We start from the raw sequence: 13,806 nt of genomic DNA, 5'->3' as shown, positions 1-13,806 counted from the left end.
TTCTTGAATGACCACATCGTTGCAACCTGCCTATGCCCTGGTACCCGGTGCAAACCTGGAAGCCTACGTGCACACGGTCAACAGCATCCCGCTGCTGTCTGTCGAGCAGGAGCGTGATCTGGCCGAGCGTCTCTATTATGAGCAGGATCTTGAGGCCGCTCGGCAAATGGTGATGGCCCACCTGCGTTTCGTCGTACATATCGCCCGTAGCTACGCAGGCTACGGGTTGGCCCAGGCCGACCTGATCCAGGAAGGCAACGTCGGCCTGATGAAGGCAGTCAAGCGCTTCAACCCTGAAATGGGCGTGCGCCTGGTGTCCTTCGCCGTGCACTGGATCAAGGCGGAAATTCACGAATTCATCCTGCGCAACTGGCGCATCGTCAAGGTCGCCACCACCAAGGCTCAGCGCAAGCTGTTCTTCAACCTGCGCAGCCAGAAGAAGCGCCTGGCGTGGCTGAACAACGATGAAGTGCACCGGGTAGCCGAAAGCCTCGGCGTAGAGCCGCGTGAAGTGCGCGAAATGGAAAGCCGTCTGAGTGGCCAGGACATGGCCTTCGACCCAGCTGCAGAAGCTGACGATGACAGCGCCTTTCAGTCGCCTGCGCATTACCTGGAAGACCATCGCTACGATCCGGCTGTGCAGCTTGAAGATGCGGACTGGAGCGACAACTCCACCAGTAACCTGCATGAAGCACTGCAGGGCCTGGACGAGCGTAGCCGTGACATCCTCTACCAACGTTGGCTCGCCGAAGAGAAAGCGACCTTGCACGAGCTGGCGGACAAGTACAGCGTTTCGGCGGAGCGTATTCGCCAGCTGGAAAAAAACGCGATGAACAAGGTGAAGGCGCTGATTGCAGCCTGATCTACTTCTGGCTCCACAAGAAAGCCGCTGGCCCAAGAGGGACGGCGGCTTTTCATTTTCGGCGTTTCAATTTCTATCGGCTTACCGGCGATAACGCCACGGCAGCGAGCGTTGGCTCACAGCCTGGGCGTAGTCTTCAGTTGCATGAGGTAGGCAGGGCCCCCCAGCTGGCTCATCTGCCGGCGAATCCAGCTTGCCCTGCTGGCCACGTAAGCACTGGGCTGGCTGGCATTCCACTTGATCGGGCTGGGCAGCACCGCGGCCAATTGCGCTGCTTGCTGGCGGCTCAGCTGGCGGGCATCAATACCAAAGTGATAGCGCGCCGCCGCCTGGGCGCCAAACACCCCTTTGCCCCATTCGGCACTGTTCAGGTAGACCTCAAGGATGCGCTCTTTCGACCAGAAGAGCTCGATCAGTGCTGTGAACCAGGCCTCGAGACCCTTGCGGAACCAGCTGCGGCCGGACCAAAGGAACAAATTCTTGGCCACTTGCTGGGTCAGCGTGCTGGCACCCCGAATGCTACCGCCCCGCTCATTGGACGCGAGCGCTGCCTGGATGGCCGGGATATCGAAACCCCAGTGATAGGCGAACTTCTGGTCTTCTCCGGCAATCACCGCAACCTTGAGCTCGTCGGAGATGTTCTCCCACGGTTCCCAGTCGCGCTGCAGCTCGATCGGCTCGCCACTGATCCATGACTGCACCTTACGCTCGGCCATCAACGCAGTCCCGGGTGGTGGCACCCAGCGAAACACCAGTACCAGCACGATGCTCCCGGCAGCGAACCAGAGCAGGGCGCGGGCGAGTCGACGGATAAGGGATGACAGCATGGCGATGGCTTGGCCGGACCGTTGGAACGGGCCATTATACAGACCCGATACAAGGAGTCCTCCCATGCTTCGCAGCTTCCTGATGCTCGCCGCCTTTTTCGGCTTCACCGGTGTCGCCCTGGGTGCATTTGCCGCACATGGGTTGAAGAACCGCCTGACAGCCGACTACCTGGCAATCTTTCATACCGGTGTGACCTACCAGTTGGTCCACGCCCTGGCACTGTTCGGCGTTGCCTTGCTTGCGGCGCACTTGCCGGGGCGTCTGGTCGGCTGGGCCGGCGGTCTGTTCGCACTGGGTATCGTCCTGTTCTCCGGTAGCCTGTACCTGCTGACCCTGAGCGGGCTGGGCAAGCTGGGCATCATCACGCCCATCGGTGGCCTGTGCCTGCTTGCCGGTTGGCTGTGCCTGGGCATGGCAGCCTGGCGGCTGGGCTGACCAAGTGGTCCACAATCACGACTAATGGCCTCCATCGCCCTTGGGTTGAAGTGCTGATCGGCGCTAGAATGCGGGCCCCCAAAGCACAACGGTGGCCGTGCGCATGCGCATTCAACTGAACGGTGAACCCTACGAATTGCCCGCTGGCGAAAGCGTCGCAGCCCTGCTGAGCCGCCTGGAGCTGACCGGGCGCCGGGTGGCAGTGGAGCTCAACCTGGATATCGTGCCACGCAGCCAGCACGACAGCACACTGCTGAATGACGGCGACCAGGTCGAAGTGGTCCACGCCATCGGTGGCGGCTGATTCCGGCCCGGCGATTCACCTGCAAGTCCAGCAACCTTTTCCAGAGGAACCACGATGAGCAACGTTCGTAGCGACAAGCCTTTTACCCTGGCCGGACGCACTTTCCAGTCGCGCCTGCTGGTCGGCACCGGCAAGTACCGTGACATGGAAGAAACCCGCCTGGCCATCGAGGCCTCGGGTGCCGAAATCGTCACCGTTGCCGTGCGCCGCACCAACATCGGCCAGAACCCGGGCGAGCCGAACCTGCTCGACGTGCTGCCGCCGGACCGTTACACCATTCTGCCGAACACCGCCGGTTGCTACGACGCGGTCGAAGCCGTGCGTACCTGCCGCCTGGCCCGTGAGCTGCTCGATGGCCATAACCTGGTCAAGCTGGAAGTGCTGGCTGACCAGAAAACCTTGTTCCCCAACGTGATCGAAACGCTCAAGGCCGCCGAAGTGCTGGTCAAGGACGGTTTCGACGTGATGGTCTACACCAGCGACGATCCGATCATCGCCCGCCAGCTGGCCGAAGCCGGCTGCATCGCGGTCATGCCCCTGGCTGGCCTGATCGGTACCGGCCTGGGCATCTGCAACCCCTATAACCTGCAGATCATCCTGGAAGAATCCAAGGTGCCGGTGCTGGTCGATGCCGGTGTGGGCACTGCTTCCGACGCCACCATCGCCATGGAAATGGGCTGTGAAGCCGTGCTGATGAACTCGGCCATCGCCCATGCCCAGCAGCCGGTGCTGATGGCCGAAGCCATGAAGCACGCTATTGTCGCCGGGCGCATGGCCTACCTCGCCGGGCGCATGCCGAAGAAACTCTATGCCAGCGCCTCTTCGCCGCTGGATGGTCTGATCAAGTAAGAGCTCCTGATGACTGAATCGCAAGATACGCCGATCACCCCTGACGGCGAAGCGCGCCCACACCGTCGCATCAAAAGTTTCGTGATGCGCGCCGGGCGCATGACCGAAGGCCAGCAGCGCGGCCTGGACCAGGGCGGCCCGTTGTACATCCTGCCACTGGCTGACGCCCCGGTGGATTACGACCAGGTATTCGGCCGTTCGGCGCCCCTCACCCTGGAGATCGGTTTTGGCATGGGCCATTCCCTGCTGGAAATGGCCGCTGCCGCGCCTGAGCAGGACTTCATCGGTGTCGAAGTGCACCGTCCGGGGGTAGGCGCGTTGCTCAACGGCGTGCTGACCCAGGGCCTGAAGAACCTGCGGGTGTACGATTGCGACGCCATCGAAGTGCTCAATCGCTGCGTGGCTGATAACAGCCTCGACCGTTTGATGCTGTTCTTCCCCGACCCGTGGCACAAGGCACGCCACCACAAGCGCCGTATCGTCCAGCTGGAGTTTGCCGAGCTGGTACGCCGCAAGCTCAAGCCGGGCGGCGTGTTCCATATGGCGACCGACTGGGAGCCGTATGCCGAGTACATGCTGGAAGTGATGAGCGCTGCGCCGGGTTACCGTAACCAGGCGGCGGATGGCGCCTATGTGCCGCGCCCGCCAGAGCGGCCGATCACCAAGTTCGAGCGCCGTGGTGAGCGCTTGGGGCATGGGGTGTGGGATTTGAAGTTCGAGAAGGTGGTCTGATTGGCTGCATGAGCCTTTCGCGCCGCACTTGCACAAAAGCAGACGAAAAAACCGCCTTGAGAGAGGCGGTTTTTTTGCACCGCAGCGGCACGCTGAAAGCGGATAAACCCGCCCTCACAGGCTAAGCCCGATGCTGAAGCGGTAGTTATCCTCGGCGATCAGCCACCACGCCAATCAACACCAGCACCACCAACAGCACCGGCGCCAACGCATAGTTGTTGAACTGGCTCAGCCCCTTCACCACCCACGGCGTGGCATAGATCAGCGCCGCACCACTGCCGATCATCACCAGCGCCGCCATGAACGGAACGCGCAGGGCACCCGCCAGGCCGCCCAGGCGTTGCTCGACCCAGGCTTTGATATCGGTGCCGAACAACACCAGCAGGCAGCCTACAAGGGCCAGGGAAATCTCAGACAGGTTGCTACGGCTCCAGCGGGAAACCGTCGCCAGCAGATCAAGTACCAGATCCATGGGTCATCCTTAGGTCAAGAAATACTGCAGCAGGTCATTGAGGAACAACTGGCCGCGTGGCGTTGCCACCAATCGATCCGGTTCGACCTGCAAAAGGCCCTTTTGTTCGGCTGCCCGGCGCGCCTCGGCCAGTTGCGCCAGCGGCAGTCCCGTGCGTTGGCTGAACAGCTCGGCTTCCACGCCATCGGTCAGGCGCAGCGCATTCATCAGGAATTCGAACGGCAACTCGTCTACCGGCAGCAGCTTCTCGCCCGCCTTGAACGGTTTGGCCAGGTTAAGGTAGTCCTTGGGCAGGCGGGTTTTCCACGTGCGCAAGATGCGGCCGTCGGCAAAGGTCAGCTTGCCATGGGCGCCGGCACCGATGCCGATGAAGTCGCCGAAGCGCCAATAGTTCAGGTTGTGCCTGGCGGCGCGGCCCGGCTGGGCATAGGCCGAAACCTCGTACTGCTTGAAGCCGTTCGTGGCCATCAGGGCCTGGCCGGCTTCCTGGATGTCCCAGAGAATATCGTCCTCGGGCAGCTCCGGTGGCTGGTTCCAGAACACCGTGTTGGGTTCCACGGTCAACTGGTACCAGGACAGGTGGGTCGGCCCCAGGTCGATGGCCTGACGCAGGTCGCCCAGTGCGTCGTCCAGCGACTGGTCGGGCAGGCCGTGCATCAGGTCCATGTTGAAGTTGTCGAAGCCTGCCGCGCGCGCCATGCTGGCGGCGCGGATCGCCTCATCGCCGTTGTGGATGCGGCCCAGCGCTTCGAGTTTGGCCGGCTGGAAACTTTGCACGCCGATGGACAGGCGGTTGATTCCCGTCTGCCGGTAGGCCTTGAACTTCTCTTGCTCGAAGGTCCCTGGGTTGGCCTCCAGGGTAATTTCGATGTCCGGCGCGAATGGGATGCGTTGTTCCACACCGCGCAGCAAGCGTCCTAGGGCATTGGCGCTGAACAGGCTTGGGGTACCGCCGCCAAAGAAGATCGAGGAAATCGGCCGACCTTGCACGGCAGCCAGTTCCTGATCCAGGTCCGTCAGCAGGGCATCGACATAGGCCTCTTCGGGCAGCTCGGGGCCAGCGGCGTGAGAATTGAAGTCGCAGTAAGGGCACTTGCGCACGCACCACGGGATGTGGATGTACAAGGCCAAGGGTGGCAGCGTGGCGAAACCCGCCACGCCAGGCTGGCGCGGCTGGGTGGACAGCGTCTCGATCATGCCAGGCCCAGACGTTGGCGCAGCAGGGCCATGGCGCGGGCGCGGTGGCTGAGCTGGTTCTTGTCGGCCGGGGCGAGGTCTGCGCTGGAGCAATTGCGCTCGGGCACCCAGAACAGCGGATCGTAGCCGAAACCATGCTCGCCACTGGCGGTAAACATGATGCGCCCGTGCCAGAGCCCTTCACAGAGGATCGGCAGCGGGTCATCGGCATGGCGCACCAGTGCCAGGACACAGACGAACTGAGCGCCGCGCTGCTCCTGCGGCACATCCTTGAGCGCTTCGAGCAACTTGGCGTTGTTCGCTGCATCGCCCTTGCCATCGGCATAGCGCGCTGAGTAGATGCCCGGCGCACCACCGAGGAAATCCACCGCCAGGCCCGAATCGTCGGCCAGGGCCGGCAGGCCAGAGATGCGTGCCGCATTACGCGCCTTGAGGATGGCATTTTCGACGAACGACAGGCCGGTCTCTTCCGGCTCTACCTGGCTGAACTCACCGATCGAGCGCAGTTGCACCGCCTGGCCGAGCATGGCCTGGAGTTCCTTGAGTTTGCCGGCGTTGTGGCTGGCCAATACGAGTTGCTGGAAATTCATCATTCGCCTGGGAACACTTCCTGATTGAAGCTGAGTTTATGGCTGACCCCGCCGGTTTCGACATTCAGGTCGAACGTCAGGGTCTCGGGCTGTTCGATTTTGAACTGGGCGATGTAGTACACCGCGCCCTGATCGGTAATCTGTTTGAACGACAGCGGGTTGCTGCGCCCGGTCAGGTCCTGCACCGTACCGCTGACCACCGCCGGGGCCGGCTTGCCTGCCTTGATCACGGCAATGTTGAGCACGCCCTGGTTCTTGCTGCGGGTGAGCCCGGTGGCCGCTGCGACATCCGGCTGCAACATGCTTGAGGTGAAGGCGCTGTAATGCACCGTCACGTCGCCGAAGACTTCCTTGCGCTCGGGTTTGGCGGCATCGGCAGCCAGTACCGGCAAGGCCAGGCACAGGCTGATCAGGAACAGGGCTAGGCGACGCATGGTGCGATTCCTCCGGTGGGCCTCAGACCGCGAGCTGGTGCTCCTGCAGGCCAGGGCTGCTGACGCGATAAATGCCGATTTCACCTAGAAGATTAGGCCATAGCCGCCCGCCCCACCCGTTACGGTGCAGGTGGTCGACCGCCAGACGGTCCAGGACCTTGGCATGGCGCTCGTGGCACAGCTCTTCGAAGTCAGCGAAGGTGCAGAAGTGGATGTTCGGCGTGTTGTACCAGGTATATGGCATGAAGTCCGATACCGGCATGCGGCCTTTGGTCGCCAGGTACCAGCGGCAACGCCAGTGGCCGAAGTTGGGGAAGGTGATGATGCACTGGCGACCCACCCGCAGCATCTCATCGAGGATGCGGTCGGGATACTCCACGGCCTGCAGGGCCTGGGTCATGATCACTACGTCGAAACTGTTGCTGGCAAAGTTGCCCAGGCCCTTGTCGAGGTCCTGCTCGATGACGTTGACGCCTTTGGCCACGCAGGCGGCGATGTTGTCGGCGTCGATCTCCAGGCCATAGCCGGTGACCTGCTTGCGATCGCGCAGCGACGCAAGCAGCTCGCCGCTGCCGCAGCCCAGGTCGAGTACCCGGCTACCGGCGGGAATCCAGTCGTGGATGATTTCCAGGTCGGCTCTCATGCTGTCCTCAGATGGCGATGCGGTTCATGTAGTTCGAGAAACCCTGCATGTAGCGAGGCGTGGGGATCAGGAAGGCATCGTGCCCGTAGGGCGAGTCGATCTCCAGGTAGCAGACGTTCTTGCGTGCTGCCATCAGGGCATCGACGATCTCGCGTGAGCGCGCCGGCGAGAATCGCCAGTCGGTGGTGAACGACATGATGCAATAGTCCGCCGTGACATGGGCCAGGGTCGCGGCAAGGTCACCGTCATTGGCCGCCGCCGGGTCGAAGTAGTCCAGCGCCTTGGTCATCAGCAGGTAGGTATTGGCGTCGAAACGGCCAGAAAACTCCTCGCCCTGATAGCGCAGGTAACTCTCGACCTGGAATTCGACGCTGTGAAAGTCGTAGTTGAGCTTGTCGCTCTTGAGCTCGCGGCCGAATTTTTCACCCATGGAGTCATCCGACAGGTAGGTGATGTGCCCGACCATGCGCGCCAGCATCAGGCCGCGCTTGGGGATCACGCCCTGGTCCTGGAACGAGCCGCCGTGGAATTCGGGGTCGGTGAGGATGGCCTGGCGCGCCACTTCGTTGAAGGCGATGTTTTGCGCCGACAGCTTGGGTGCAGAGGCGATATCGACGCAATGGCGCACGCGGTCGGGGTAGGTGATGGTCCACTGCAGCGCCTGCATGCCGCCCAGGCTGCCGCCGACGACTGCAGCCCACTGCTGGATGCCGAGGCGATCGGCCAGACGCACCTGGCTATGTACCCAGTCTTCCACGGTCAGCACCGGGAAGTCGGCGCCATAGGGCTTGCCAGTTACCGGGTTGACGCTGCTTGGGCCGGTACTGCCGTTGCAGCCGCCGAGGTTGTTCAGGCTGACCACGAAGAAGCGGTTGGTGTCGATGGGTTTACCAGGACCGATGCAGCTGTCCCACCAGCCCGGCTTGCGGTCAGTGGCGGCATGGTAACCAGCGGCGTGGTGATGGCCAGACAGTGCATGGCAGATCAGCACGGCATTGCTCGCGCTGGCATTCAGGGTGCCATAGGTTTCGTAAACCAGCTCGTAGCTGGCCAGGGAGCGGCCACAGGCCAGCGCCAGCGGTTCATCGAACCGGGCTATTTGCGGTGTAACCAGACCGACGGAATCTTCGGGAAGGACAGTGGACATCGACCCTGCTCACGCTTGACGGAGGCGTAAGTCTAAAGAGCGCTACCCCCAGCGGCAAGCGAAGGCTTACCGCCAGGGGCAACCGGGTCAGATCATCCGCCACAGTTCCTGTGGCATGCCAGCGTAGGCGGCCAGCGGGGGCATGACGAACGACTGGATAACCTGAATGGCCAGGAAGGCAAAGATCGGCGAGATGTCCATGCCGCCCAGGTTAGGCACGATGCGGCGGAACGGTGCCAGCACCGGCTCGCTGATCTGGTAGGCCAGCTCGGCAGCCGGGTTGTGGCTGTTGGGCGCGACCCAGGACACGATCACCATGACGATCATCGCGACCCAGAAGATCTTGAGGAACAGCGAGGTGATACCGATGATCGCCCACATCAGCAGGTGCAGGACATCACCGAAGGTGCCGTAGGTAACCATCAGCACGAAGCCCATCAGCAACGCCTGGATGACCACCGACAGCAGCAACGACGAGGTATCCAGGCCGCCAACGCTGGGGATGATGCGACGGATGGGCTTGAGCAGTGGTTGGGTGGCGCGTACCGCGAACTGGCACAGCGGGTTGTAGAAGTTGGCCTTGACCAGCTGCAACACGAAGCGCAGCAGGACGATCACCAGGTACAGGCTGACCAGGGTTTGCACCACGAAGATCGCGGCGCCGGACAGTGCATTCATCAATGACTCCTTATTTGCCCAATTGCTCGGCCAGCTCGGCGGAACGCTTTGACGCAGCCTCCAGCGCCTGCTCGACGATGGCCTCGAAACCGTTGCTCTGGAACGATTTGATCGCCGCTTCCGTGGTGCCCGCCGGAGAGGTGACGCGGCGGCGCAGTTCGGCGGCGTCGACGTCACTGGCCACGGCCATGCGTGCGGCGCCCAGAGCAGTCTGCAAAGTCAGCTGGGAGGCGGTTTCACGCGGCAGGCCAAGTTTTTCCCCCGCCGCGGTCATGGCTTCGATCAGCAGGAAGAAATAGGCCGGGCCGCTGCCAGACACGGCAGTGACGGCATCGAGTTGTTGTTCCTGCTCCAGCCACAGGGCGGTGCCCACGGCCGACAGCAGCTGCTCGGCCTGCTGGCGTTGCTCGGCAGACACTTCTGCTGTGGCGTACAAGCCACTGACACCCTGGCGCAGCAGCGCCGGAGTATTGGGCATGCAGCGCACCACCGGGCGGGCGCCGACCCAGGCCTGCAGGCTGGCGCAGGTGATGCCGGCGGCGATGGAGATGATCAGTTGGCCCTTCTGCAGGGTGGGCTGCAGGGTCTGGCACACGGTCTTCATCACCTGCGGCTTGACCGCCAGGACGATGACGTCGGCATCGGCGATGGCCTGGGCGTTGTCATCGAAAACCTCGATGCCGTGCTCGGCCTGGACGCGGGCGCGGGTCTCGGCGCCCGGGTCGCTGGCGCGGATCTGTGCGGCGTCCAGGCCCTGGGCGCGCAGGCCGCCGATCAGGCTGGCGGCCATGTTGCCGGCGCCGATGAAAGCAATACGTGTCTTGCTCATGTCAGGTCCTTGAGGGAAAGAGTGAGTAAAGCATGGAATCAGACAGGCCCGTAATTGCGCACGCCGAACAGGGCGGTGCCGATACGCACCCAGGTCGCGCCTTGTGCGATTGCGGCTTCAAGGTCATGGCTCATGCCCATGGACAGCGTGTCCAGGCCAAGCCCCAGGCCTTCCTGCAACTGACGCAGGCTGGCGAAGGCAGCCTCTTGGGTAGCACGGTCTTCGCTGGGTTCGGGGATCGCCATCAGCCCGCGCAGGCGCAGGTTGGGCAACGCGGCCACGGCGTTGGCCAGTGCCGGCAGGTCTGCCGGGGCGCAGCCAGATTTGCTCTGTTCGCCGCTGACATTTACCTGCAGGCAGATGTTCAGCGGCGGCAGGGCACTGGGCCGCTGTTCTGACAGGCGTTGGGCAATTTTCAGGCGGTCCACGGAATGTACCCAGTCGAAATGCTCGGCGATGGCTTTGGTCTTGTTCGACTGAATGGGGCCGATGAAGTGCCAGATCAAGGGCAGGTCGCGCAGTTCGACCTGTTTGGCCAAGGCCTCCTGAAGGTAGTTTTCGCCGACATCGCGCACACCTGCGGCATGGATCTCGCGTATCGCGCTGGCCGGTTTGGTCTTGCTCACCGCCAGCAGGTGGACGCTGGCCGGCTCACGCCCAGCGGCCCGGGCTGCGCTATCGATACGGGTGGCGAGGGCGGAAAGGTTGTCTGCTATGGTGGACATGGATCGATGCCGTCGGCTCAGGAGTCTGCGGCATTCTACCTGCTTGATGGCCTTTGGGGAGTCTCATGGACGTGACCGACCTGCTGGCCCGGGCTGCGGAGGCAGGGGCCAGTGACCTGCACCTGGCTGCGGGCGAAATACCGATGTTGCGCCTGGATGGCGAGCTGCACCGCATGAACCTGCCTTGCGTACTGCCGGCGGCACTGACCGATAGCCTGGCGCCCTGGCTCGATGACGACCAGCGCCAGCAGTGGGCGCAGGGTGATGAGCAGGATCTTGCGCTGGCGTTACCGTCGATCGGCCGCTTTCGTCTGAACCTGTTTCGTCAACTGAAGGGGCCGGCGGCGACCTTTCGCCTCATTCCAAAGCGAATCGCGACCCTCGAGGAACTGAACCTTGAAGAAGTGTTTCGAGCTGTTGCGCAGTGCACGGATGGTCTGATTCTGGTCGGAGGGCCCACTGGCAGCGGTAAATCCAGCACGCTGGCAACCCTGATCGACCAGATCAACCGCGAGCGGTCCTTGCATATCGTCACACTGGAGGACCCAGTAGAAGTTATCCACAGCAGCCAGCGCAGCCTGGTCAACCAGCGTGAGGTCGGTCGGCACTGCCGTGACTTCGCTCACGGGTTACGCAGCGCGCTGCGCCAGGACCCGGACGTGATCATGATTGGCGAGCTGCGTGATCTTGAAACCATTCGCCTGGCATTACGGGCGGCGGAGACGGGGCACCTGGTGCTGGCGACAGTGCATACACGCTCGGCGGCGAGCAGCGTCGACCGGCTGGTAGAGGTGTTCGCTGCCGAGGAGAAGCCATTGGTGCGGGCAATGTTGGCCGAATCACTGCGCATGGTGGTGGCTCAGGTGTTGGTAAAGCGTGTGGGCGGGGGCCGTGTGGCTGCCAGGGAGGTGCTCATGGCCACGCCTGCGGTGCGCAACCTGATTCGCGAAGGGCGGATGGCGCAACTGTGCTCGGTGATGCAGGCGGGGGCCTCAGAGGGGATGCGGACAATGGAGGGGGCGCTGCGGGGGTTGAGGGATAAAGGGTTGATCAGCCCGTGCTAAGGGCGATCAGGGCCTCTTGCGCCGAGTGACGCGAAGAGGCCCGAATTGTCAGCGCTTGGCCAGCGCCAATTGCTGTTGATCCTTCGGCAGCACCCGCTTGGCGACCACATAGTGCTGCTGCCAGTAGGGCTTGCTCAGGTTGTCGATGCTCACTCGCTTGCCGCGCCGCGGTGCATGGATGAAGCGGTCGTTGCCCAGGTAGATGGCAACATGGTTGACCCGGCGGCTTTTAATGTTGAAGAAGATCAGGTCGCCTGGCTTGAGGTCACCCTTGGCCACCTTCACGCCGTGGCCCTGGGCCATGGCATTGGAGGTGCGCGGCAAATCGACGTCAGCCACATCGTTGAAGGCGTATTTGACCAGCCCGCTGCAATCGAAGCCTTTTTTAGGGCTGCTACCGCCCCAAACGTAGGGCGTACCGAGCACGTTGACGGCGCGGCTAAGGACGTCGCTGCTCTGCTTGGGCGACATCGCCGCCACGGCCGGCAGGTTATGGGCCTTGGCGGAAGAGCCCGGGCGGGCGCGCAACGTGGTCTGTTTGACCGGGGCATGTTTCACCGTGGCGTTGCTGGTATAGCCGGTGAAACCGCTGGGAAGACGTTGCTCACGGTTGGTGGCATGAGCGGCCAGGGGCAATAATAGGCAGAGGGTCAGCCATGTCTTGAATAAAGGCGGCATAGATGAAGCTCTTATGAATGTTGTGTGTAGGCGCGCAACTTTATAACAGCTTTTTGATCAGTTTCTGGGCCGTTGGTCGATTGTCATGGTGCCGTACGTCGGGCTGTGACGGAAAAGTCACATTTTTTCTTAGAAAATTTTCAGATAACCCACGGGGGCTATGAATGAACAGTTATCAACAGGGGGCGCCGTATCACGACACCCACAGCAAGGTCATTGGCTACCTGCTGTGGATTTTCGGCTTTACCGGTTCGCACCGTTTCTATTACGGCAAGCCGATCACTGGGACGATCTGGTTCTTCACCCTGGGCCTGCTGGGCATAGGCTGGCTGATCGACCTGTTCCTGATTCCGTCCATGGATCGGGAGGCCGACATGCGCTTCCAGTCTGGGCGCATCGACTACAACATTGCCTGGCTCCTGCTGACATTCCTGGGCATTTTTGGCGCGCATCGCCTGTACCAGGGCAAATGGATCACCGCCATCATCTACTTCTTTACCGGCGGGCTGTTCCTGGTCGGTGTGCTGTATGACTTCTGGACGTTGAATGGCCAGATTTCCCAGGCCAACACCGAACGCCGCTAGGCAGAAAAAAGGCCTTGTCGCGCTGAGCGGCAAGGCCTTCTTCGTCACTGGCGCGTCTGGCGCTGTTGCAGCAACAGATTACTGAAACCTGCCCCTGCCAACTGCTTCTGCGCCACGGTCAGTTGTTCGCGGTTGCTGAATGGACCGACCAGCACGCGGTACCAGGTCTCATCCTTGACGGTGCCCGACTCCACCTTCACCGCCTGTCCGAGCAGAATGATCTGCGCTCGCACTTTATCGGCGTCGGCCTCCTTGCGGAACGAGCCGGCCTGCAGGAAGAACAGGGTGGTTGCCGCCGGCTTGATCACCGGAGGTGCTGGCGGTGGCGTTTGCCCCAGCAGGGCCGCCTGAGCCCGAGCGGTATCGATCTTCGCTGCTTCAGCAGGCGTAACCGGGGGCACCGGTTGTGCGGGCACGGGCGGCGTTTTTTCTGGCACCGCTTCTGGCGGCACGATCACTTCCGACTCGGGCAGCAAGGTGTAGAAGTCGTACTTCGGCTTCACGGGCTGCTGCTGTTGCTGCTGGGCGCTGGCAGGCGTGGACTTGCTGGACTCGACGACCTTCTCCGACTTTTGTGGCTCGGGCTTGGCGCGTTTGATGTCGCCGCCACCGGGCTCGAGCTTCATCAGGAAGACGATGAAGGCGCCGACGGTGAGACCGACCGCCAGCCAAACCCAGCCGGGTATCGGCTGTTTGGCCGGCGCCTGGGTGCGGCTGGCGCCGCGCTTGGGTGCGGGTTTTTTCTTGGCAGCCAA

Annotated in this window: 19 protein-coding genes; 7 read left to right on the top strand and 12 right to left on the bottom strand. The window is 62.4% G+C overall.

Annotation, left to right across the window (positions count from 1 at the left end):
• Positions 1-7 precede the first annotated feature (7 nt).
• Positions 8-862, top strand: coding sequence for an RNA polymerase sigma factor RpoH (gene rpoH / locus APH34_RS15335; RefSeq protein WP_054901881.1), 855 nt, complete (start codon positions 8-10; stop codon positions 860-862).
• Positions 863-978: 116 nt separating this feature from the next.
• Here rpoH and mtgA read toward each other — a convergent pair whose 3' ends face one another.
• The gene (mtgA, locus tag APH34_RS15330; protein ID WP_054901944.1) at positions 979-1,689 is read right to left on the bottom strand and encodes a monofunctional biosynthetic peptidoglycan transglycosylase; all 711 of its coding nucleotides are present in this window, start codon (positions 1,687-1,689) and stop codon (positions 979-981) included.
• A gap of 64 nt (positions 1,690-1,753) precedes the next feature.
• Here mtgA and APH34_RS15325 point away from each other — a divergent pair, with 64 nt between their 5' ends.
• The 4 genes from APH34_RS15325 (at position 1,754) to trmB (ending at position 4,010) form a co-directional block, all read left to right on the top strand.
• The gene (locus APH34_RS15325; RefSeq protein WP_054901880.1) at positions 1,754-2,125 is read left to right on the top strand and encodes a DUF423 domain-containing protein; all 372 of its coding nucleotides are present in this window, start codon (positions 1,754-1,756) and stop codon (positions 2,123-2,125) included.
• A gap of 103 nt (positions 2,126-2,228) precedes the next feature.
• On the top strand, positions 2,229-2,429 hold the full coding sequence (thiS, locus tag APH34_RS15320; protein ID WP_054901943.1) for a sulfur carrier protein ThiS: 201 nt from the start codon (positions 2,229-2,231) through the stop codon (positions 2,427-2,429).
• Between the two features lie 54 nt (positions 2,430-2,483).
• On the top strand, positions 2,484-3,278 hold the full coding sequence (locus tag APH34_RS15315; protein ID WP_013974625.1) for a thiazole synthase: 795 nt from the start codon (positions 2,484-2,486) through the stop codon (positions 3,276-3,278).
• Between the two features lie 9 nt (positions 3,279-3,287).
• Positions 3,288-4,010 carry a tRNA (guanosine(46)-N7)-methyltransferase TrmB gene (gene trmB, locus APH34_RS15310; protein WP_054901879.1) on the top strand — a complete coding sequence of 241 codons (723 nt, stop codon included), beginning with the start codon at positions 3,288-3,290 and terminating at the stop codon, positions 4,008-4,010.
• A gap of 145 nt (positions 4,011-4,155) precedes the next feature.
• Here trmB and APH34_RS15305 read toward each other — a convergent pair whose 3' ends face one another.
• The 9 genes from APH34_RS15305 to APH34_RS15265 all read right to left on the bottom strand — a co-directional run bounded on the left by APH34_RS15305 (position 4,156) and on the right by APH34_RS15265 (position 10,725).
• Positions 4,156-4,482, bottom strand: a complete 327-nt coding sequence (locus APH34_RS15305; protein ID WP_054901878.1) for a DUF3392 family protein — start codon at positions 4,480-4,482, stop codon at positions 4,156-4,158.
• Between the two features lie 9 nt (positions 4,483-4,491).
• Positions 4,492-5,679, bottom strand: a complete 1,188-nt coding sequence (gene hemW / locus APH34_RS15300) for a radical SAM family heme chaperone HemW (RefSeq protein WP_054901877.1) — start codon at positions 5,677-5,679, stop codon at positions 4,492-4,494.
• Positions 5,676-6,272 carry an RdgB/HAM1 family non-canonical purine NTP pyrophosphatase gene (gene rdgB, locus APH34_RS15295; RefSeq protein ID WP_054901876.1) on the bottom strand — a complete coding sequence of 199 codons (597 nt, stop codon included), beginning with the start codon at positions 6,270-6,272 and terminating at the stop codon, positions 5,676-5,678. The genes hemW and rdgB overlap by 4 nt, the downstream gene beginning before the upstream one ends.
• On the bottom strand, positions 6,269-6,703 hold the full coding sequence (locus APH34_RS15290; RefSeq protein WP_054901875.1) for a DUF4426 domain-containing protein: 435 nt from the start codon (positions 6,701-6,703) through the stop codon (positions 6,269-6,271). The genes rdgB and APH34_RS15290 overlap by 4 nt, the downstream gene beginning before the upstream one ends.
• A gap of 22 nt (positions 6,704-6,725) precedes the next feature.
• Positions 6,726-7,346: a methionine biosynthesis protein MetW gene (gene metW, locus APH34_RS15285; RefSeq protein WP_008092977.1), complete on the bottom strand. Its 621-nt coding sequence runs from the start codon at positions 7,344-7,346 to the stop codon at positions 6,726-6,728.
• A 7-nt stretch (positions 7,347-7,353) separates the two neighbouring features.
• Entirely contained in the window at positions 7,354-8,493 is a 1,140-nt protein-coding gene (locus tag APH34_RS15280) for a homoserine O-acetyltransferase (RefSeq protein WP_054901874.1), read from the bottom strand.
• A gap of 87 nt (positions 8,494-8,580) precedes the next feature.
• The gene (locus APH34_RS15275) at positions 8,581-9,171 is read right to left on the bottom strand and encodes a YggT family protein (RefSeq protein ID WP_054901873.1); all 591 of its coding nucleotides are present in this window, start codon (positions 9,169-9,171) and stop codon (positions 8,581-8,583) included.
• A 10-nt stretch (positions 9,172-9,181) separates the two neighbouring features.
• Entirely contained in the window at positions 9,182-10,000 is an 819-nt protein-coding gene (gene proC, locus APH34_RS15270; RefSeq protein ID WP_054901872.1) for a pyrroline-5-carboxylate reductase, read from the bottom strand.
• 38 nt (positions 10,001-10,038) lie between these two features.
• The gene (locus tag APH34_RS15265) at positions 10,039-10,725 is read right to left on the bottom strand and encodes a YggS family pyridoxal phosphate-dependent enzyme (RefSeq protein ID WP_054901871.1); all 687 of its coding nucleotides are present in this window, start codon (positions 10,723-10,725) and stop codon (positions 10,039-10,041) included.
• A gap of 65 nt (positions 10,726-10,790) precedes the next feature.
• Here APH34_RS15265 and APH34_RS15260 point away from each other — a divergent pair, with 65 nt between their 5' ends.
• Positions 10,791-11,789 (top strand): type IV pilus twitching motility protein PilT, encoded by a 999-nt coding sequence (locus APH34_RS15260; RefSeq protein ID WP_054901870.1) that lies wholly within the window; start codon positions 10,791-10,793, stop codon positions 11,787-11,789.
• Positions 11,790-11,837: 48 nt separating this feature from the next.
• Here APH34_RS15260 and APH34_RS15255 read toward each other — a convergent pair whose 3' ends face one another.
• Positions 11,838-12,467, bottom strand: a complete 630-nt coding sequence (locus APH34_RS15255; protein ID WP_054901869.1) for a C40 family peptidase — start codon at positions 12,465-12,467, stop codon at positions 11,838-11,840.
• 164 nt (positions 12,468-12,631) lie between these two features.
• Here APH34_RS15255 and APH34_RS15250 point away from each other — a divergent pair, with 164 nt between their 5' ends.
• A complete protein-coding gene (locus tag APH34_RS15250; protein ID WP_054901868.1) occupies positions 12,632-13,051 on the top strand; it encodes a TM2 domain-containing protein in 420 nt (139 codons plus the stop codon).
• A 44-nt stretch (positions 13,052-13,095) separates the two neighbouring features.
• On the opposite strand, the gene APH34_RS15245 is transcribed toward APH34_RS15250, so the two are convergent.
• Positions 13,096-13,806 carry an SPOR domain-containing protein gene (locus APH34_RS15245; RefSeq protein WP_054901867.1) on the bottom strand — a complete coding sequence of 237 codons (711 nt, stop codon included), beginning with the start codon at positions 13,804-13,806 and terminating at the stop codon, positions 13,096-13,098.

It is taken from the genome of Pseudomonas sp. NBRC 111131, from assembly GCF_001320525.1.
Classification (GTDB): Bacteria; Pseudomonadota; Gammaproteobacteria; order Pseudomonadales; family Pseudomonadaceae; genus Aquipseudomonas; species Aquipseudomonas ceruminis.
The sequence above is the reverse complement of the archived record's forward strand: the minus strand, read 5'-3'. Positions and strand labels throughout refer to the sequence as shown.